The 20,142-nt window shown below is 64.8% G+C and carries 20 protein-coding genes; 6 read left to right on the top strand and 14 right to left on the bottom strand.

Annotated elements, in window-relative coordinates; all coding sequences use genetic code 11:
• Positions 1 to 65 precede the first annotated feature (65 nt).
• Positions 66 to 479, top strand: coding sequence for a glyoxalase/bleomycin resistance/extradiol dioxygenase family protein (locus C8K18_RS17395; RefSeq protein WP_006051889.1), 414 nt, complete (start codon positions 66 to 68; stop codon positions 477 to 479).
• A 19-nt stretch (positions 480 to 498) separates the two neighbouring features.
• Positions 499 to 1,239, top strand: a complete 741-nt coding sequence (locus C8K18_RS17390; RefSeq protein WP_006051888.1) for a 16S rRNA (uracil(1498)-N(3))-methyltransferase — start codon at positions 499 to 501, stop codon at positions 1,237 to 1,239.
• 184 nt (positions 1,240 to 1,423) lie between these two features.
• On the opposite strand, the gene C8K18_RS17385 is transcribed toward C8K18_RS17390, so the two are convergent.
• The 3 genes from C8K18_RS17385 to C8K18_RS17375 all read right to left on the bottom strand — a co-directional run bounded on the left by C8K18_RS17385 (position 1,424) and on the right by C8K18_RS17375 (position 5,177).
• Positions 1,424 to 1,993 carry a barstar family protein gene (locus C8K18_RS17385; protein WP_029971475.1) on the bottom strand — a complete coding sequence of 190 codons (570 nt, stop codon included), beginning with the start codon at positions 1,991 to 1,993 and terminating at the stop codon, positions 1,424 to 1,426.
• Between the two features lie 7 nt (positions 1,994 to 2,000).
• Entirely contained in the window at positions 2,001 to 2,417 is a 417-nt protein-coding gene (locus C8K18_RS17380; protein ID WP_006051886.1) for a ribonuclease, read from the bottom strand.
• A 420-nt stretch (positions 2,418 to 2,837) separates the two neighbouring features.
• Positions 2,838 to 5,177, bottom strand: a complete 2,340-nt coding sequence (locus C8K18_RS17375; RefSeq protein ID WP_029971476.1) for an NADP-dependent malic enzyme — start codon at positions 5,175 to 5,177, stop codon at positions 2,838 to 2,840.
• A 96-nt stretch (positions 5,178 to 5,273) separates the two neighbouring features.
• Between C8K18_RS17375 and thiL the strand changes: the two genes are divergently transcribed.
• Genes thiL through C8K18_RS17355 form a run of 4 tightly spaced genes read left to right on the top strand, consistent with a single transcriptional unit; the run spans position 5,274 to position 7,907 of the window.
• Entirely contained in the window at positions 5,274 to 6,272 is a 999-nt protein-coding gene (gene thiL / locus C8K18_RS17370; RefSeq protein ID WP_107708546.1) for a thiamine-phosphate kinase, read from the top strand.
• Entirely contained in the window at positions 6,262 to 6,819 is a 558-nt protein-coding gene (locus C8K18_RS17365) for a phosphatidylglycerophosphatase A (RefSeq protein WP_006051882.1), read from the top strand. The genes thiL and C8K18_RS17365 overlap by 11 nt, the downstream gene beginning before the upstream one ends.
• Before the next feature lie 28 nt (positions 6,820 to 6,847).
• Positions 6,848 to 7,348, top strand: a complete 501-nt coding sequence (locus C8K18_RS17360; protein WP_107708544.1) for a CinA family protein — start codon at positions 6,848 to 6,850, stop codon at positions 7,346 to 7,348.
• 28 nt (positions 7,349 to 7,376) lie between these two features.
• On the top strand, positions 7,377 to 7,907 hold the full coding sequence (locus C8K18_RS17355; RefSeq protein WP_053858742.1) for a cupin domain-containing protein: 531 nt from the start codon (positions 7,377 to 7,379) through the stop codon (positions 7,905 to 7,907).
• Between the two features lie 190 nt (positions 7,908 to 8,097).
• Here the strand turns inward: C8K18_RS17355 and pyrF are convergent, their stop codons facing one another.
• The 11 genes from pyrF to C8K18_RS17300 form a co-directional block, all read right to left on the bottom strand.
• Entirely contained in the window at positions 8,098 to 8,913 is an 816-nt protein-coding gene (pyrF, locus tag C8K18_RS17350) for an orotidine-5'-phosphate decarboxylase (protein WP_006051879.1), read from the bottom strand.
• Positions 8,914 to 8,997: 84 nt separating this feature from the next.
• Positions 8,998 to 10,077, bottom strand: coding sequence for an aldose 1-epimerase (locus tag C8K18_RS17345; protein ID WP_006051878.1), 1,080 nt, complete (start codon positions 10,075 to 10,077; stop codon positions 8,998 to 9,000).
• A gap of 234 nt (positions 10,078 to 10,311) precedes the next feature.
• Positions 10,312 to 11,229: an SMP-30/gluconolactonase/LRE family protein gene (locus tag C8K18_RS17340; protein ID WP_181324921.1), complete on the bottom strand. Its 918-nt coding sequence runs from the start codon at positions 11,227 to 11,229 to the stop codon at positions 10,312 to 10,314.
• Complete coding sequence (locus tag C8K18_RS17335) at positions 11,226 to 12,026, bottom strand: SDR family NAD(P)-dependent oxidoreductase (RefSeq protein ID WP_107708542.1); 801 nt, start codon at positions 12,024 to 12,026, stop codon at positions 11,226 to 11,228. Before C8K18_RS17335 ends, C8K18_RS17340 begins: the two co-directional genes overlap by 4 nt.
• A 27-nt stretch (positions 12,027 to 12,053) precedes the next feature.
• On the bottom strand, positions 12,054 to 13,070 hold the full coding sequence (gene araH, locus C8K18_RS17330) for an L-arabinose ABC transporter permease AraH (protein ID WP_053858746.1): 1,017 nt from the start codon (positions 13,068 to 13,070) through the stop codon (positions 12,054 to 12,056).
• Positions 13,071 to 13,122: 52 nt separating this feature from the next.
• Entirely contained in the window at positions 13,123 to 14,655 is a 1,533-nt protein-coding gene (gene araG / locus C8K18_RS17325) for an L-arabinose ABC transporter ATP-binding protein AraG (RefSeq protein ID WP_006051874.1), read from the bottom strand.
• Positions 14,656 to 14,825: 170 nt separating this feature from the next.
• Entirely contained in the window at positions 14,826 to 15,824 is a 999-nt protein-coding gene (locus C8K18_RS17320; RefSeq protein WP_006051873.1) for an arabinose ABC transporter substrate-binding protein, read from the bottom strand.
• A gap of 165 nt (positions 15,825 to 15,989) precedes the next feature.
• On the bottom strand, positions 15,990 to 16,766 hold the full coding sequence (locus C8K18_RS17315) for an SDR family oxidoreductase (protein ID WP_107708540.1): 777 nt from the start codon (positions 16,764 to 16,766) through the stop codon (positions 15,990 to 15,992).
• Positions 16,763 to 17,443, bottom strand: a complete 681-nt coding sequence (locus C8K18_RS17310) for a 2-dehydro-3-deoxy-6-phosphogalactonate aldolase (protein ID WP_006051871.1) — start codon at positions 17,441 to 17,443, stop codon at positions 16,763 to 16,765. Before C8K18_RS17310 ends, C8K18_RS17315 begins: the two co-directional genes overlap by 4 nt.
• Positions 17,444 to 17,479: 36 nt before the next feature.
• Entirely contained in the window at positions 17,480 to 18,604 is a 1,125-nt protein-coding gene (locus tag C8K18_RS17305) for a 2-dehydro-3-deoxygalactonokinase (RefSeq protein WP_107708538.1), read from the bottom strand.
• The gene (locus tag C8K18_RS17300) at positions 18,601 to 19,608 is read right to left on the bottom strand and encodes an IclR family transcriptional regulator (protein ID WP_107708536.1); all 1,008 of its coding nucleotides are present in this window, start codon (positions 19,606 to 19,608) and stop codon (positions 18,601 to 18,603) included. Before C8K18_RS17300 ends, C8K18_RS17305 begins: the two co-directional genes overlap by 4 nt.
• Between the last annotated feature and the right edge of the window lie 534 nt (positions 19,609 to 20,142).

The following is a 20,142-nucleotide window of genomic DNA, read 5'->3' as shown; positions in this document are numbered from 1 at the left end:
ACGATACGGGACTCGCTGCCGGCTTCCGAGCACGCGCCCAACAACCCATAGATCCGGAGAACTCCATGACGGCCTCCCGCCCAGCCGGTGTGCCCTGGTTGACCCCCTATCTGACGGTGCGCGACGCGCGTGCCACGACCGCGTTCTACACCGCGGCGTTCGGCTTCGAGTTGAGGGACAGCGTGCAGGACGACGGCGTCGTCATGCACGTCGAGATGACCTATCAGGGCCAGCTGATCGTGATGTTCGCGCCGGAAGGCGCGTTCGGCTCGACCGCGAAAACACCGCGAAGCGCAGGCGCGATTGCGCCGCAATCGTTTTATGTCTATGTCGACGATGTCGACGCGGTTTACGCCCGGGCGCTCGCCGCCGGGGCAAAATCGCTGAGCGAGCCGCAGGACCAGTTCTGGGGCGACCGCTTCGCCCAGGTCGAGGATCTGGACGGCTACCGTTGGGCGCTCGCTCGCCACCTTTCGTGAACTAATGAGTATTTTTCTGATGCCTCGCTTCTTCGTCGGTACGTCCCTTTCGCCCGACGACATCGTGCAGCTTCCCGATGACGTCGTTCGGCACGTCCTTGTCCTGCGCTTGCAGGTGGGCGACTCCATCGTGCTTTTCAACGGAGAAGGCGGTGAATACAGCGCCGAACTCGCCGCCATCGAACGCCGCGCGGTCACCGTAAAAATTCGCGAGTTCCGCGATATCGAAGTCGAAACGCCTTACCGGCTCACGCTCGCCCAAGGCATTGCGAGCGGCGACAAGATGGACTGGCTGATCGAAAAGGCCGTGGAACTCGGCGCATCCAGCTTCGTGCCGCTCACCACCACGCGCAGCGTGGTGCGCCTGGCGGGCGAACGCGCGGCGCGACGGCATGCGCATTGGGAAGGCATCGTGCGGGCGTCGTGCGAGCAATGCGGGCGCAACCGCCTGCCCGAAGTCATGCCGGTGCGTGAAATCGCCACATGGCTCAGCGCGATGCCGCGCGTTCCCGCCGGCGACGAACTGCGCATCCTGCTGTCGCCGCGCGCCAGCATCCCTTTCTCGGCTTTGCCTGCGGCTCCGCCGAAGGGGCCCGTCACCGTGCTGGTCGGCCCGGAAGGCGGTTTTTCCGCCGCCGAAGAAGCCGCCGCGATGGATCATGGCTTCCAGGCTGTGGGGCTCGGACCGCGCGTGCTGCGCACGGAAACCGCCGGCATGGCCGTGCTGTCGGCGCTGGCGGCTGGCTGGGGCGGGTGGTGAGCGGCCGATTGGACTCTTGCCGGGCCCGCGGCACTGACTAAGGCCGCGGCATCAGCAGCGGCCGCAACGCCTCCGCGCAAAAGCCAAAATAAAGGCCCGCCAATTGGCGGGCCTTTATCGTTCTGGCGACAAGCTCCGGCTGCAATCCAGCCAGGACGCGAAAGCCTCAGGGTTTTTAGCTCATTCAGGCAAACGAATAAAACACGCGGAACGCGACCTTGCGCTCAGCCCAGAATTCGGCGGCCTCGCGGAACACGTCCAGCAGCGTCTCCCGCCCTTCCTTATCGAACTTCTGTGCGACGGGCAATTGCTCCAGCACGATCACGAAACCTGGCTGCGCACCGGCCTTGTGGACGAGATCGGTCAGGCAATCGTAGAGCGCGTCGTAATTCTTGCCAAAATGTTTCGGAAACAGGAACGAGGTGGCGATGGTCTCGAGCACTTCCTGCTTCGATTGCGCATTGGCGCAATACGCATAGAGAAAGTGCTGCCCTAGTTGATTCGCCTCGTCCGCGAGATCCTGAACGCGGAACGCGCGGATCGACTGTACGATGTTCGGTCGTACGGTCTTGAAAAGACTCATGGGCTCCTCGTTCGATGAAACCACACTGTCAGGCTCGCTCCGGTTCTCACGGCCCTGATCGCCCGCGCGCATTTGCATGACGCGCTGGAACAGGTTGCCCTCGCCGGCCGCGAAAAGATCCGTCGCGACTCCGGTGTCGTGCGCGTAGACGTTGTCGCTCATGCCGTTCATCCCGATGTCATTCAACAATACGATTAAAACTGGTGTAGTGGTCGTCCGAGTAGTAACAATTGTCGGTTCGCTTCAGCGGACCTCCGCAGACGATGCGACGCGCCCCCCGATTACGTGAGCGAGGCGTGGGAACGGTGTATTCGTGGTAGTAGCCGCGCCGGTTGGGCGGCAGCAACCGTTCGCGGTTGCCGAATACGACGCCGTCCTTTTCATATGGATAAGGCCCGCCTGCGGCAATCAAGTTCAATGTATCGACCGCCTGACGGGGCAGTTGCGCCACCGTGACAGTGCCGAGTGCCTGTGCATCGGTGCCGGCGGGTGCCGTGTAGTTGCGCGCGAAGGCGTAAGGCACGGGGCCGCAGAAAGCGCACAGCGCAGCCGCACCGATCAGCACGCCCTTGATCCGCTGCCAGCTGCGTGCCATTTACCAAGATTCCCGGCGGTTAGATCACGAGTTTGACGACCATGAAAGTCGTAAGGGTATCGCTAATGGTCCCTGGAATCAACGTTCGCCAGGCGCGCGAAATTGCTCAAATCGACGGCGACGCGCTGCTGGCCGCACTTTGACGACTTTTGACAGAAAATTTTGCTCACTCGGGCTAGTATTAGCCCAACGAAGCAAAAACAGCCGCCCGCCGGGCCTCCGTCGCCGGAGTTCGGAAGCGGGATTCTTGTAACGATGCCTGTTGTTTGCCGTTTTGGGGCGGCTATCCCCTGTTCGCCCTAAGGCGTGTCCATTGCGGACACGCCTTCTTTTTTTGCAGGGCGAGATGCCGGCCAAGGTAGCCGGCAGGTTTGCGTGCGCCGGCCGGTGCTTACTACGCAACCAGCCAGCGCGGTGCGATCAACGCGCCGCGATCACATCCGCGACCAGCAGCGCCGTCATGTTGACGATGCGTCGAACCGTCGCGGACGCCGTCAGCACATGCACCGGCTTGTCCGCGCCGAGCAGCATCGGGCCAATCGCGATGTTGTTGCCGGCCGCCGTCTTCAGCAGGTTGTACGAGATGTTGGCCGCGTCGATGTTCGGCAGCACCAGCAGGTTCGCATCGCCTTCGAGCGTCGAGTCCGGCAGGATTTCGCGGCGCAGATTCGCGTCGAGCGCGACGTCGCCGTGCATTTCGCCGTCCACCTGAAGATCCGGCGCGCGTTCGCGCAGAATCGTCAGCGTGTCGCGCATTTTCTGCGCGGTCGGCGCGTGGCTCGATCCGAAGTTCGAGTGCGACACCAGCGCGACCTTCGGCTCGATACCGAAACGGCGCACTTCCTCGGCGGCCATGATCGTGATCTCGGCCAGTTGTTCCGGCGTCGGATCGACGTTCACGTGCGTATCGACGAGGAAAATCTGGCGATTCGGCAGCACCAGCGCGTTCATCGCGGCGTAGACAGCGCAGCCTTCGCGCTTGCCGATCACCTGGTCGATGAAGTGCAAATGGCGATGCGTCGTGCTCACCATGCCGCAGATCATGCCGTCGGCTTCGCCCTTTTTCACCAGCATCGCGCCGATCAGCGTGGTGCGGCGGCGCATTTCGAGCTTCGCCATCTGCTGCGTGATGCCCTTGCGCGACATCATCTTGTAGTATTCCTGCCAGAAATCGCGGTAGCGCTCGTCGTGATCGGTGTTGACGACCGTGTAGTCCTGACCCGCCACCAGCCGCAGCCCATAGCGCGCAATGCGCTGCTCGATCACGGCCGGACGGCCAATCAGGATCGGCTTCGCCAGCTTTTCGTCGACGATGATCTGCATCGCGCGCAGCACGCGCTCTTCCTCGCCTTCCGCGAACACGATGCGCTTCTTCTCCGGCTCGACGCCGCGCGCGAGCTGGAAAATCGGCTTCATCGTCGTGCCGCTGTGATACACGAACTGCTGCAGGTGCTGTTCGTACGCTTCCATGTCCTCGATCGGACGCTCGGCGACGCCGGAATCCATCGCGGCCTTCGCCACCGCCGGCGCGACCTTGACGATCAGGCGCGGATCGAACGGCTTCGGAATCAGATATTCCGGCCCGAACGACAGGTCCTGAATGCCGTAAGCCGTCGCGACGATGTCGCTCTGCTCCTGGCGCGCCAGTTCCGCGATCGCGTTGACCGCGGCAATTTCCATTTCCCGCGTGACCGTGGTCGCGCCCGCGTCGAGTGCGCCGCGGAACAGGAACGGGAACACCAGCACGTTGTTCACCTGGTTCGGATAGTCGGTGCGGCCCGTGCACAGCACCGCGTCCGGACGCACTTCCAGCGCCAGTTCCGGCAGGATTTCCGGCGTCGGGTTAGCGAGAGCGAGAATCAGCGGCTTGTCGGCCATCTGCTTGACCATGTCCTGCTTGAGCACGCCGCCCGCCGACAGCCCGAGGAAAACGTCCGCGCCGCCAATCGCTTCGGCGAGCGTGCGGGCTTCGGTTTCGCGCGCGAAGCGCTCCTTGTCCGGGTCCATCAGTTCGACCCGGCCCTTGTACACCACGCCCGCGAGGTCGGTCACAAGAATGTTCTCGAGCGGCAGGCCGATGTCCACCAGCAGGTCCAGACACGCCAGCGCCGCCGCGCCCGCGCCGGAGGCCACGAGCTTGACGTCCTTGATGTCCTTGCCGACCACCTTCAGACCGTTGGTGATCGCCGCCGCGACGACGATCGCCGTGCCGTGCTGGTCGTCGTGGAAAACCGGAATCTTCATGCGCTTGCGGCATTCGCGCTCGACGATAAAGCAGTCCGGCGCCTTGATGTCTTCCAGGTTGATGCCGCCGAAAGTCGGCTCGAGCGCCGCGATCACGTCCACCAGCTTGTGCGGATCGGACTCGTTCAGCTCGATATCGAACACGTCGATGCCGGCGAACTTCTTGAACAGCACGGCCTTGCCTTCCATGACCGGCTTCGACGCGAGCGGCCCGATATTGCCGAGGCCAAGCACCGCCGTGCCGTTCGTGACGACGCCGACGAGGTTGCTGCGCGCGGTGAAACGCGCCGCATTCATCGGGTTTTCGACGATTTCCTCGCACGCGAACGCGACGCCCGGCGAGTACGCCAGCGCGAGGTCGCGCTGGTTGATCATCTGCTTGGTCGGGGAGATCGCGAGCTTCCCTGGAGTCGGGAACTCGTGGTAATCGAGGGCGGCTTCGCGGAGTTTGCTATTGACGGGAGTCGACATAAGGCGGGCTTCGAAGTGCGGATTAGAATAGATGTTCGACGGCATTGTAGCCCCAATTGCCGGCCCAATTCCTTCAATACGGGTACAACTGCCGCGACCGAAACGTAGCGAAAGCCAGTGGTGCCTGCACTTTTCCTCACAATGCTCTCAGAGTTTTCGCTGATCGAACGTTTCTTTGCCCGCCGCGCGGCGGGCCAGCCGTCGGCTGCCGCGGACGGCTCGCTCGGCATCGGCGACGACTGCGCGCTGCTCGCGCCGCGCGCCGGCGAAATGCTGGCGATATCGACGGACATGCTGGTGGAAGGCCGCCATTTCTTCGCCGATGTCGATCCCGAGGCGCTCGGCCACAAGGCGCTCGCCGTGAATCTGTCAGACCTTGCCGCGATGGGTGCCCAACCGCAGGCGTTTACGCTCGCCTTCTCGCTGCCCAAAGCCGACGAGGCGTGGCTCGCCGCCTTCAGCGAAGGCCTGTTCGCGCTCGCCGAACGGCACGGTTGCGCGCTGATCGGCGGAGATACGACCGGCGGGCCGCTGAACCTGTGCATCACCGTGTTCGGCAGCGTGCCGCCGCGAGCGGCCCTGCGACGCGACGCCGCACAAGCCGGCGACGACATCTGGGTGTCCGGCACGCTCGGCGATGCGCGCGCCGGCCTCGGCATCCAGCGCGGCGAGTGGCAGGCGGATGCGGCCGACGCCACAAGCTTCCGCCGCGCGCTCGAACGCCCGGAGCCGCGCATCGCGCTCGGTCTCGCATTGCGCGGCGTCGCGCGCGCCGCGTTGGACGTATCGGACGGCCTCGCGGGCGACCTCAAGCACATTCTGGATCGCTCGAAGCTGCGCGCCACCGTCGACGCCGACGCCGTCCCGCGTTCGGCCGCGCTGCGCAAGCTACCGCTGGATACGCAGCGGCGCTGCACGCTGGCAGGCGGCGACGACTACGAACTCTGCTTCACCGCGCCGCCCGCCGCGCGCGGCGCGGTGGAAAACGCCGGGCATAAGGCGGGCGTGCCGGTCACCCGCATCGGTACAATAAGCGCTCTTCGATCGGCGGCGGATCGCCCCGCGATCGACTGGCGCGACGCCGCCGGCGCGCCGCTCACCCTGACGTTGCAAGGCTTCGACCACTTTCATGCAGACTGATCCCCCGCTTCGGCCCGCCGACGAGTTCGTCGGCGGCCAGCCTCCCAAGCCGCAACGCCCGCAGCCGCGCCGCGCGACCGCGCGCTTCATGTTGTCGCATCCTCTGCATATTCTGTCGCTCGGTTTCGGCAGCGGCTTGTCGCCGTTCGCGCCTGGGACGATCGGCACGCTCTTCGCGTGGGCGTCTTTTGCCGTCTTCAGCCGCTATCTGACGGTAATCGAATGGGGTGTGCTGATCGGCGTCGGCTTTGTCGGCGGCATTGCGATTTGCGGTTTTACCGCGAAGAGGCTCGGCACCGACGACCCGTCGCCGGTCGTTTGGGACGAAATCGTCGCGTTCTGGCTGGTTCTGCTGATGGTCACGCCGGTCACGCTGACCGGGCAGTTCTGGGCGTTCGTGCTGTTCCGCTTCTTCGACATGGTGAAACCGCCGCCTATCGGCTACTTTGATCGCCGGCTGAAAGGCGGTTTTGGCATCATGTTCGACGACCTCGTCGCCGCGTTCTTCACGCTGCTCGTGATTGCGCTTTGGCGCATGTCCGTTTAACCGTTGCGCCCCGTTCCGGATTGACGCCATGCCTACCGATTCCGTCGTTCACCAGCTCGCGATCCGCGTGAGCAACCGCCTGCGCGACGAGCGCCTGATGCTCGTCACCGCCGAATCGTGCACGGGCGGCATGGTCGCGACCGCGATCACCGACATTTCCGGCAGCAGCGGCTGGTTCGAGCGCGGCTTCGTCACGTACTCGAACCAGGCGAAGAGCGAAATGATCGGCGTGCCCGCGGACATGATCGAAAAACATGGCGCGGTCAGCGAGCAGGTGGCGCGCGCGATGGCCGAAGGCGCGCTGCGCAACAGCCGCGCGCAGGTGTCGCTGTCGATCACGGGCGTCGCCGGTCCGGGCGGCGGCACGGAGACCAAGCCGGTCGGCATGGTGTCGTTTGGCTGGAGCAACCGGCTGCATACATCGGTTGAGACGAAGGTTTTCAAGGGCGACCGCGAGCAGATTCGCGTGCAGGCTGCGGCGCACGCGCTGCGCGGCGTGCTCGCGCTGCTCGACGAGCGCGAACATTGACCGTTGCAGTTGCGTGGAGACGAAACGAATGCCGGATTCCGATGCAGCCCGAGACGAATTGATCCGCCGCTTCGATCTGAAGCCGCATCCGGAAGGCGGATTTTTCAGCGAGACGTATCGGTCGGCGGAGCGCGTGAGCCGCGCGGACCGCGCGGCGGACGGAACGACGGAGACGCGCTCGGCGTCGACGGCGATCTACTACCTGCTGTGCGACGGCGCGCATTCGGCCTGGCATCGGATCAAATCCGATGAAGTCTGGCATTTCTACGCCGGCGAGCCGCTGAACGTTCACGTACTCGACGCAGCCGGCAAGCTGGTCACGCACAAGCTCGGTAACGCGCTGATTCACCGCGACGCGGTGTTTCAGGCCGTGGTGCCGGCCGGTTTGTGGTTCGCCGCCGAATGCGCGGACCCGGCGAGCTTCGCGCTGGTTGGTTGCACCGTCGCGCCCGGTTTCGAGTTCAGCGAGTTCGAGCTGGCGGATGTCGATGCGTTGAAAGCGCGCTATCCGCAACATGCGGCGTTTATCGGGCGGCTGGGGCCAACGGCCGGCGCGTGAAGCGAAACGGCTACTGTGTGGCGCGGCTGGCGCGAATTGCGATTGCCGGAAGCGGCTAGCGTCGGGCCGTTAGGGAAGCGACAAACCCACGCGGCAAACGCAAGCGATAAACCAGGCGACCAACCAGCCGATCACCGAAGCACTCAACTGGTCGACCACCGAAACACCCGCCAAACCGCCAAACCACCCCTCACCGAAACGCGTTAATCCGCTCCCGCGTTTCCATCGCCGCCTTCGCCGCCGCCTGAGCGAAGTCCTCGCCCTTGCCCGCATAGATGATCGCGCGCGACGAGTTGATCAGCATGCCCGTGCCGTTCGCGGTGCGGCCCGCGCCGACGGTCGCCTGAACGTCGCCGCCCTGCGCGCCGATGCCCGGAATCAGGAGCGGCATATCGCCGACAATCCCGCGCACCACTTCGATTTCCTTCGGAAAAGTCGCGCCGACGACGAGCCCGAGCTGGCCGCTCGCGTTCCACTTCTCCGCCGCCAGTTGCGCGACGACCTGATAGAGCGGACGCCCGCCCGTCTCCAGAAATTGCAGGTCCGAACCGCCCGCATTCGACGTGCGGCACAGCACGATCACGCCCTTGCCTTCGTGCTCAAGGTACGGCTCGATCGAATCGAAACCCATGTACGGATTGACCGTGACCGCGTCCGCCTGATAGCGCTCGAACGCTTCGCGCGCGTACTGCTCGGCGGTGCTGCCGATGTCGCCGCGCTTCGCGTCCAGAATCACCGGCAAGCCCGGATGATGCGCGTGAATATGCGCGATCAACTGCTCAAGCTGGTCTTCCGCGCGATGCGCCGCGAAGTAGGCGATTTGCGGCTTGAACGACGACGCGTAAGGCGCGGTCGCGTCGACGATCTCGCGGCAGAAGTCGAAGATCGCGTCGGGCCGGCCGGCGAGCGCGCCGGGAAATTTGCTCGGCTCGGGATCGAGGCCGACGCACAGCAGCGAGTTGGTGCGCTGCCAGGCGTCGTTGAGTGTCTGGATGAAGTTGGACATGGTGAGTCTCGCGGCGAGCCGGTAATCGGGGAAGGCGCGTATTTTACCTGCCCGGCGCGGCGGGTCGGCGGTGGTTGCCCGCCCCTACTGCCGGCGCCGCGTTCCGCGCGCGCCCGGCATCGAACGCAAACCGGTGCGCTCGACGGTAAACCGGAAGCTCCTCGTGAGCCGCTCGCCGCGTCCCAGCAGCGTCATGCCGTTTTCGCACGCGCCGCCCGCCAGATTCATCGCGTTGATCGGATGATCGACCGGCTCGAAGCAGAAAAAGTCCTCGCCTGGCGGCGTGTACAGCACGTAGTAATCGGTGTCGGCGGCAATGTTCAGCGACAGCCGGCGCTTCGGCCAGACCACAGCCGCCTGCCCGCTCCAGCCCGTGAACGCATGATTGACGATGGTCTCCGGCAACGGATACGCGACGCCGAACTGCCACGCCGGCGGCGCCTGCACGTGACGGACCGGCAACCAGTCGTCGCCGGCGAGCCACAGACCGCCCGCCGCCGCCGACAGCTCGGTGTCCGCATCGCGCACGAAAAACGGATGCACGCCGAGTCCGAACGGCAAAGCCTCGCGGCCCGCGTTTTCGATTTCGAGCGTGATGACGAGCGACGGCCCGTCGAGCTTATACGTCTGCGCCGCACGAAACGCGTACGGTTTGCCGTCCCGCCGATCGAGCGTGAGCCGCACGTACTCGCGGTCCGAGTCGGCGACTTGCCACGCGGACTGCCAGCCGTCGCCGTGAATCGGAAAAGGCTCGTCGGCGCAATTGCGCGCCACGTCGACGCGCCGTCCCGCGACATTGAAATGTCCGCCGCCGATACGGTTCGAGTACGGCAGCAGCGGATAACAGGCGAGTTCGTTCGGCTGCGTGTCGGCGGCGACGTGGCGGCAGCGCCGGAAGATCGGCGTGAGCGCGCCGTCGTCGCGCCAGTCGAAGCGCGTGATGCCGCCGCCGAGCGTCGGCGCGACGTCGAGCCGCAATTGCGCATTGGCGAGCGTGACGCACGCGACATCGCCGGCCGAAGTCTCACCGACTGCCACCGCCGATGTGCTCGGCCCCGCCAGCACCGGATTGGCGGCGGCCGCGAGCCGCGAGCGCCGGCTCTGAGCGCCTGGCGAGTTCTGAGCGTTCTGGGAAAAGGCGGAAACAGGGTTCGCAACAGTCATATCTGCTCCTTCGAGAGGCTTGCACGTTGCCGTCATGGCTGACGGATGCTGTCGGGCGATTTTCTTGAACCGGTCGCCTCTGGTCCGAACTCTGGTTGCTGCGCGGCTTCGTTGCCGGCGTTCATGCGCGATGTCGCGACATCGGCATCGACACCTTGCATCGGACTCGCCGCTGCTGTCTACGTTCTGCACCGCTGCACCGCCCCGTCGCAAGCGACGCGGCGTCGCACATCCCTACGCCGGCGCACCTGCAAAAACCGGCTCCGGCAAACCACGCCGCGCGGGCGTCGCGATAAACACGCCGCCGGCGCGCGAGTCGCCCGCGAGCGCCGCTGCGTCCAGACCGACGCGCGCGCTCGTAATGTACAGCGTGCCCAACTGCGCGCCGCCCAGCGCGACGCAACTCGGCTGCACCGTGGGCACGTCGACGCGCTCCGTTTCGACGCCGTCGGCGCCGTAGCGCACGACGCGCGCGCCGCCCCATTGCGCGTTCCACAAGCCGCCGTCGCGATCGACGGTCGAGCCGTCCGGCTCGCCGGTTGCATCGGTGAGGCGCGTAAAGACGCGGTCGTTGGCGATGCCGCCGTCCGCCAGGTAGTCGCAGGCGCGAATCTCACGCGTCGGCGAATCGCAGTAGTACATCGTCGCGCCGTCGGGACTGAACGCGATGCTGTTCGAAATGGCGGGCGCGGGCAACGGCAAGCGCTCCAGCGTCAAATCACGATCGAGCCGGTAAAACCCGCCGATCGCGCGCAACGGCGAGCCTTCGTCTTTCGTGCCGAACACAAAACGCCCCTGCCGATCGCAACGGCCGTCGTTCACGCGCGTGTTCAGACCAGGCTCGACATCGACGATATGGCGCGTCTCGCCGGTCGCGAGATCGAAGAACGCAAGCCGCGACGCGAGGCCGAGCAGCAGGTAATGAGGATCGGCGCACAGCGCGAAGGTGGCGAGGCGCTCAGGCATCGTCCACGACATGCTGCGGCCGTCGCGCGGATCGTAGCGCCACAGGCGTGCGCCTTCGATGTCGGTCCAGTAGAAGCGGCCGGTTGTCGCGCACCACGTCGCGCCCTCGCCCAGCGTGCACTTGCAGTCGACGAGAAGCGCCGCGCGCGGCGTGTGTGAGGCTCGCACGTCCACGCTCGCCGTCACGCCCAGCCTCCATCCACGACGATGTCCTGCGCGGTGATCATGCGGCTGTCGTCGGCGGCGAGGAAGAGCGCCATGCGCGCGAGGTCGGCGGGCTCGAGTTCCGCGTCGATGCACTGGCCTTCCTTGATCGAACGGCGTCCCGCGTCGTCGAGCCACAGACGCTTCTGCTTCTCCGTCATCACCCAGCCCGGCACGAGCGTATTCACGCGAATGTTGAAGTGGCCGAGATCGCGTGCGAGACCGCGCGTCAAACCCTGCACCGCGGATTTCGACATCACGTACACCGGATAGCCGCCGTTCTTCAGCATCCAGCTGATCGAACCGAGGTTGATGATCGAGCCGCTCTGCGCCGCCTTCATGTCCTCCATCACCGCCTGCGCCGCGAAGAACTGATGGCGGATATTCACCGCGATGCCCGCGTCGAAAGACTCGCGCGTGACTTCGCCGATCGTGTGACGCTTGTCGTTCGCCGCGTTGTTCAGGAGCACCTGGATCGGGCCGAGCGCGGCTTTGACATCGGCGATGGCTTTTTGCAGCGCGTCGATGTCCGTCAGATCGCACGGCAGGAACAGCGGCTTGTGCTTCGAGTCGCCGAGTTCGTCGGCGAGCGCTTCGCCCGCCGTCGCGTCGATATCGAAGAACCCGACGCGCGCGCCTTGCGCCGCGAAATGCTCGACGAACGATGCGCCGATGCCGGTCGCGCCGCCCGTGATCAGCACCGTGCGGTCGACAAGACTCGGGTAGCGCGCGAATACGTTGTTCGCGAGGCGCTCGTTTGCGTTGGCCGGAGACGACATCGTTCGATTCCTTTTAGAGCGAGTGGATTAATCCCGCGATCCGCGGTTCTTCAACTGGTCGAGCAGCACGGCGGCGAGCAGGATCGCGCCGCGCACGAGGTACTGATAGAACGCGTCGATGTTCATCAGGTTCATCACGTTCTCGACCGTGCCCATGATAAGCACACCGATCACGACGCCCGAAATCGTCGCGCGTCCGCCGAGCAGCGACACGCCGCCGAGCACGCACGCCGAGATCACATTCAGCTCGAAGCCTTGCGCGGCGTTCGGCTGACCGGAGGTGATCCGCGAAGCCAGAATCACACCGGCGAGCGCGGTCACGGCGCCCTGGATCAGGAAGATGTAGACGCGCGTGCGTTCGACGTTGATACCCGCAAGACGCGACGCTTCCGGATTGCCGCCGATGGCAAGCGTATTACGTCCATACACGGTCTGATTGAGCATCACGCCGAACACGATGAAGCACAGCAGCGTGACCCAGATCGGCAGCGAGACGCCGAAAAAGCTGAGACCGCCGAGCGCGATGAACGTATCCGACGACACACCGACCGCCTGACCATGCGACACGATGAAGCCGAGGCCGCGCACGATTTCCATCGTCGCGAGCGTGGTAATCAGCGCATTGATGCGCAGATAAGCGATCACCGCGCCGTTGACGAAACCGATCACCGCACCCGCCGCGACTGCCGCGACGATCGCGATAAACGTGTTGTCGGTGGCGTTCAATACCATCGCGCACAACACGCCGGCGAACGCGACCGTCGAACCGATCGACAGGTCGAAGTCACGCGACGCGAGGCAGAACATCATCGTGCACGCGACCATGCCGATCTGCGAAATGGACAGCGCGAGGCCGAGCATGTTCTCGATCGAGAAAAAGTGATCGACCGTCAGCGACATCGTCACGAACATCACGACGAAGATCAGGATCAGGCTGTACTCGGTGATCTGCTGCCACCACTTCGCCTTGTCGCTCGCCTGCGGAATCAGCGCTTCGGCGGCGCTCTTGGCGGCCTGTTGCGCGAGGTTTTCTCTAGCTTGCATTTGAAGACTCCTCCCGTTCCTCACGGGTTGCGGACTTGCGTCCAAATGATGTTCAGGCCGCCTGTTGAGCGGCGCTTGCTGGCAGTGCGGTCGAGCTTTGCGGCAACGCGAGGCTCAACACCGCTTGTTCCGTTGCGTCGTTGCGCGCGAGCTCGCCGGAAATGCGGCCCTGGCGCATCACGACGATGCGGTCCGATACACCCAGCACTTCAGGCAATTCCGACGAGATCATCACGATCGCGCAGCCGCGTTCGGCGAGCTGATAGATCACGTTATAGATCTCGTGCTTCGCGCCGACGTCAATGCCGCGCGTGGGTTCGTCGAGAATCACCACCTTCAGATCGGGCTCGGCCAACCAGCGCGACAGGATCGCCTTCTGCTGATTGCCGCCCGACAGGAAGCGGATTTTCTGGCGACGGCTCGGCGTCTTGATCTTCAGCAGCTTGATGAAACGGTCCGCGGTTTCGGCCTCTTTCTTGCGGTCGAGGAACATGCCCGCGCGCAAGTAATGCCGCCTGCAACTGATGTTGATGTTCTCCGACACGGTCGCCATCGCGACAATGCCTTCTTCCTTGCGGTCTTCCGGACACAGCACGATGCCGTGACGGATCGCTTCGCCCGCGCTCTTTACGCGAATCGGCTTGCCGTCGAGCAGCAGTTCGCCGCCCTTCTTGTGCTCGGTGCCGTACACGAGATGCATCAGTTCGCTGCGGCCCGCGCCCACCAGTCCGAAGAAGCCGACAATCTCGCCGCGCCGCACTTCGAAGCTGGTCGGCTGTGAGAGCGCGTGACCTTCAATGGCCTTCGCCGCAAAGCGCACTTCGCCGAGCGGCCGCGGCGAATAGTTGTAGATGTCCGAAATTTCACGCCCGACCATTTCGCTGACGATGGTGTCGCGCGACACGCCTTCGAGCGTCGGATGCGAAGCCACCTTGCGTCCGTCGCGGAAGATCGTGCATGCGTCGCACAGCTCGTAAATCTCGTCCATGCGATGCGAGATGTAGATCATCGCGCGGTTGTCGGCGCGCAGATCGCGCACCAGCTTGAACAGCACTTCCGTCTCGCGATGCGAGAGCGAACTCGTCGGTTCGTCGAGTGCGATCACGCGCGCGTTGCGCAGCAGCGCCTTGCAGATTTCCACCATCTGCCGTTGCGCGATGGAAAGCTTGCGCAGCTTCGCGTCCGGATCGAGCGCGACGCCCATTGCCTCGAGACGTTCGCGCACGAAACGCTTCGCATCGCGCTTCTTGACCCAGCCGAACGAATTCGGCAACTGGCCAAGCAGCAGATTTTCCGCGACCGTGAGGTCGGGCACGTATTGCAGTTCCTGGTGAATCACCGCTATGCCGGCCGCGATCGACGAAGCCGCGCTCGTAAAGCGCACTTCCTTGCCGTCGATCATCACGCGGCCCGAGTCGGGCTGATATTCACCGCCGAGTATCTTGAGCAGGGTCGATTTCCCTGCGCCGTTCTCGCCCATCAGGCCGTGCACCTGGCCGACGTTGACGTCGAAGGACACACCGTCGAGCGCGCGCACGCCTGGAAAAACCTTGCCGATATTGTCAAAACGTAGCGTCGCTGACACTTCGCCTCCTCGCTGTTTCATTCGAACAGCCTTGCCCTGCGTTGCCGGCCTTCCAGTCTTTGCAAAGGCGCGGCATGTCTGGACTACTGGTGTTCTATGGCTATTGCCGGCGCGTCGTATTTCAACCGACGCGCCGGCGATTCACTTCATCGAACTGCTTTCAAAGCGGCTTACTTCGAAGCCAGACCCATCTTCTCGCGCACTTCGCCGACGTTCTCACGCGTCGCCAGCATGCCGGTCGTCAGCGTCAGCGGCGGCGGTGCCTTGCCTTGCGTGATCCAGTCGTACATCAGCGCCGAAGTTTCCTCGCCGTGACGCTTCGGGCTGATGATGACCGTGCCGAAGAAGCCAGTCGGGTTCGGCTTCTTGAACTCGTTCAATGCCGAATCCGAACCGCCGATGCCGATGCCGATCATGTTGTCCGCCTTGAAGCCGCGGCCTTCCGCTGCGCGCACCGCGCCGAGCACGCCTTCGTCGTTCAGCGCGTAAGCCACCCAGTGCTTGAACTGCGGGTTCTTCGTGAGCGCGATGTTGGCGGCGTTGAACGCGTTTTCCGTGTCGGTCTTCGCTTGCGGCGCGGCGATCACGTTGGCCTTCGGGAAGCCGGCGGCGAGCAGCGCGTCGGTGGCGCCGCTCGTGCGGTCATGCGCGGTCGGCAGCTGTTCGTAAGTGACGTCGATTGCACCGACATCCTTCATGTCCCAGCCGCGCTTCTTGATTTCGGCTGCGAGGCCGTCGCCGACCTGCTTGCCGATGTTGTACGCCGAGATGCCCATGTGCGGCACCGACGCGATGGGCTTGCCCGCGCCGTCGACGAGACGGTCGTCCACGGTCATCATCTTCAGGCCGTCGGCCTTCGCTTTGGCGACGATGCCCGGTCCGAGCTTGACGTCAGGCGTGCAGATCACAAAGCCCTGTGCCTTTTGCGCCGACAGGTTGTCGATCGCGCTCATCACTTTCTCGCCCGACGGCGCGCCGATCTTCACGAGCGTGAAGCCCTTTTCCTTGGCGGCCATTTCGGCGAACTTCCATTCGTCCTGGAACCACGGTTCTTCCGGCTGCTTCACGAGAAAACCGATCTTGACCGGATCGGCGGCTTGAGCGGCGGTTGCGTTGAAAAGCACACCCGCCGCCGCTGCTGCCAGCGTGAGGAATATTCTGCGTTTCATGTTGTGTGTCTCCTGACTAATTGATAACGAGAAGGTATCGGCCGCGTCTTCTTGTACCGGTTGTGACACACGCGGCCAGCGCGTCGTCCGGTGAAACGGTGCTGCGTTTTTCTTTTTTACTGCGTTGTTCTTTTGCGTTGTTCTGTTGCGCCCTTCTTTCACGGCTCAGTCGTGATACAGCACCGAGCGCCCGCCGTCCACGGTGATGCAGGTGGCGTTGATGAACGGCGCTTCATCCGATGCAAGGAACACCGCCGTCATCGCCACTTCTTCCGGGCGGCCGATGCGCTTCATCGGCTGCAAATCGATCGTCGCCTGTCGCGCGGCGGCCGGGTCCGGCTGTTCGTTCCACCAGTCGTGCGTCAGTTGCGTCTCGATGTAGCCCGGCGCGATCGCGTTCACACGCACGTTGCGCGGCGCGTATTCGATGCCGAGCGCGCGCGTGAGCCCAATCACGCCATGCTTCGCGACCGGATACGGAAAGCAGCCCGCGATGATCTTGAACGAATGCGTCGACGCGATATTCACGATGCTGCCCGCGCCGCGTTCGACCATGCCCGGCAGCACCGCGCGGCAGCCGTTCCAGACACCGTCGAGATCGACCGCGAAGCAGCGGCGCCAGTCGTCGTCGGTCATGGTCAGCGGGTCACAAAACACGTTGATGCCCGCGTTGTTCACCAGCACGTCGACGGGTCCGAGCGCGCGTTCCGCCTCGCTCACGGCATGCTGAGCCGAAGCCGATTGCGTGACGTCGGTATGCACGGCCAACACGCGTGCGCCGGTTTCAGATGCGATCTGCAAAGCCGTCTGCCGCGCCGTGTCGATGTCGAGTTCGGCGAGCGCGACCGCCGCGCCCTCGCGTGCAAACGCAAGCGCGATCGCCGCGCCGATGCCGCGGCCTGCGCCCGTCACCAAAGCGACTTTGCCGGCGAGCCGTGTCATTTCTTCGCACCTGCGCGCGCCACGCGCAAACCGTTGATGAACGCCTTCGCGTGCGACGCCGTCACGGCCGCGCTCTGACCCGGCTTGTACAGCGCCGAACCGAGCCCGAAGCCATTCGCGCCCGCGCTGAGAAACGGCCCCATGTTGTCAGGCGTGATGCCGCCGACGGGCACCAGCGGCACCTGCGCCGCGATCACCGCGCGCCACGCTTTCACGACCTGGCAGCCGAGCTGCTCGGCGGGGAACATCTTCAGTACGTCGGCGCCGTGCTTGAGCGCGATGAACGCCTCGGTCGGCGTCGCGACGCCCGGCGAGCAAGCCATGCCTTGCGCTTTCGCGGCGCTGATCACTTCCGAATCGCTATGCGGCATGACGATCAGTTCGCCGCCGGCCGACTTCACGTCCTTGACGAAGCTCGGATGCAGCACCGTGCCCGCACCGACGATCGCATCGGCGGGCAGCGCCTTGCGGATCGCGGCGATGCTGTCGAACGGCTGCGGCGAATTCAGCGGCACTTCGACGATGCGAAAGCCCGCTTCGTACAGCGCCTGACCCTGTTCGGCCGCATCGGCGGGCGTCACGCCGCGCATGATCGCGATCAGCGGACATGCCTCGAACGCCGCGATCAGACCCGCGTGCGGCATGTACGGAGCGGGCAGATTGATGTGAGGTTGCATGTCGTTTCCCTGTTTCGTGGATGACGGCGTGGCCGCTTAACCGGCGCGCGCCGCGTGGGCGGCCGGCTTGACGAGCCCCGCCTGCGAGGCGACGCGCCACAAGCCGCGCTCCGTCGCCTGCCTGACGAGCTCGGCCTGCGTGCAGCCGAACTGCGCGAGCGCGACGCGATAGCGTTCGCACAGCGCTTCGTTACCGATGAGGCGCAGGTTTTGGCCCGCGAGCGAACTCTGCTGCTGCGCGAGCACGGCTTCGAGGCCGGCCAGTTCATGCCCGATCAGCAAGCCGGACAGATAGTCCGGCTGCTGCTCGCGCGAAAGTTGCCCGGTGAGCCCGAGCGTGCGCGAACTGAAGACCGTCGCGAGCATGCCCGCCTGGCCCTTGTCCCGCGCGATTTTCACGCCGCGCAAAAACGCTTCGGTATCCGGACGATCGGGCGTGACCATCGTGCGGCCGAGAATGGTGTGTTCGCGCAGCGCGCCGAATACTTCGCCGGTCATGAACGTATGAAAACGTTCGATGCGGCCCGCCTGCACGACTGCCCACTTCGCGTGCGTACCGGGCAAGCCGATGAGCGCACGCTTGCTGGTGTCGGTGCTATCGGCGCTATCGGCGCTATCGGCGTTATCCAGATCCTGGCCTAGCGCGCCGAATATTTGCGTTTCCTCGCCGCGCATCACGTTGGGCAGCTCGCCGCGTTGCAGCACGCCGGGCACGATGTTCAGCGTCGCGCCGCAGGCCGCCTCGACGCGCACGATGCCGGCGGCGAGCGCGTCCGCGTTCGCGGGTGCATCGACGTAAGGTGCTTCGACCCAGCCTTGCGCGCTGCCGACCATGCCCGCCGCGATGACCGGCGTGGCGGGCGCGGCGTCGAGCCAGGCGCCGCAGGCGTCCTCGAAAGCCGCGTCGAAGCCGCCGTGTTCCGCGCTGCGCGGCAGGTTCATGATGCCGGCCGTCGATGCGCGCGTCGCGAGCACGTTGCCGGCCGCGTCGTAGAGATACGCGCGCAGCGACGTCGTGCCCCAGTCGAGCGCGATCAGCGCTGCTTGACTGGGGGCTTGTGTGCCGGCTTGTATGTCGGCTCCGGCGTCGGCTCGTGCGTCGGCTCCGGCGCCGGCTGCGAGTTGCGCGTCCGACGGTGTGGGAGAACCCGCCTGTTTCATCGCTTGATCCTGCGGGTGGTGGGTTGCGGGGCGCGCCAGCCGAGTTCTTCGGAGATCGCGCGCGCTTCGCGCTGCACGACCGGAATCAGTTCGTCCATGCGTTCGAGCGACATATAGGGAATCGTGCTCGCCACCGACAGCGCCGCGACGATCGCGCCCGACGCGTCGCGCACGGGAGCCGCGACGCAGCGAATCGACGCTTCGTTTTCCTCGAGGTCGAACGTGTAGCCGCCGGCCGCGTAGTTCGTCATGCGCTGCATGAAGGTCTGCGCGTCCGGACGGTTATCGGGCTTGAACGTGACGCTGGCGAGCGCGCGGCGCGACGCGTCGAACAGCGACTGCCAGAGCTCGGGCTTGAGGTCGAGCATCATGGCCTTGCCGATGCCCGTCGACGCGAGCGGCATCCGGTGACCGACGCGCGAGCGCATTTCGAGGCCGCGCGTGCCGGGGATTTTGTCGATGTACAGCACGTCATCGCCGTCGCGCACGCCGAGGTGAATCGTGTCGAGCGTCTGTTCCGCGAGCGATTCCAGATGCGGACGAGCGACCGCGGTGAGCGGCATCTGCTCGAGCGCGATGGTGCCGAGTTCGATCAGCTTGGGGCCGAGCAGATAACCGCCTTGCACCTGGCGCAGGTAGCGCGCCTGCACGAGGCTGCTCACCAGCCGATGCGTGGTGCTGCGCGTCGTGCCGAGCGCCGCGCCGAAGGTGCGCAGATCGCGCACGCCGGCGGCGGCCGCCTCGAGAATCGCGAGACCGCGCAGGAGCGTCTGCGTGCCGGCCTGTTGCGGCGTGATGTCGAGCAGCGTGCTCGGCAACGCGATTTCGTTGACGATGGTGGGTTGCGCGGCGGCGCGGGGGGCTTTGGCGGCGGTGGCCGGGGGGCGTGGCGCTTTCGCGGCGGTCGCCAAGGCGCGCGGCGCGGGGCTCGACGTGTGGTCGGCGCGCGGCGTCAGTTCGGCTTCGGCAGCGCTCTCGGCGTGATTCGGCATCGCTTTGTTCATGGCGATTCGCTTTTCGTGGTTTCTGCGCTTACAGCGCGGGGCCGGAGAGCGGGGCCTTGAGTGCGCGCGATGCTGCGGGCGCGGCGGTGCTGCCAGGTGATTTGGCTAGGCATGGTTGGGCTTTGTCTCCGGTTTTTTTTGCTGTCGCAGACGTGTCTGCTTGTTGGTCTGGATTGTAGGGGTGTTTTTGAGAAAGCTCCAATATGTGATTGGAGTGGTCAGATAATGGGATTTGGGTTGCCGTGGGCTTTTCGGTTTGGTGGTTTTTTGTTGGACTTTGGCCTTTCCTTGATTTCATGGTGGTCTATTGGCGTTGCCCCTGTGCGGGGCGGCACTCACTTTCTTTGCCGCCGCAAAGAAAGTAAGCAAAGAAAGCGGGCTCACACCGGTAGCTTATAAGTGGGTCCACTGGCTCGCTTTGGCCTTTCCTTGATTTCGCGGTGGTCTATTGGCGTTGCCCCTGTGCGGGGCGGCACTCACTTTCTTTGCCGCCGCAAAGAAAGTAAGCAAAGAAAGCGGGCTCACACCGCCAGC

The organism is Paraburkholderia sp. GV068, from assembly GCF_003058125.1.
Taxonomy (GTDB): domain Bacteria; phylum Pseudomonadota; class Gammaproteobacteria; order Burkholderiales; family Burkholderiaceae; genus Paraburkholderia; species Paraburkholderia graminis.
This window is presented reverse-complemented; position numbering and strand designations above follow the sequence as displayed.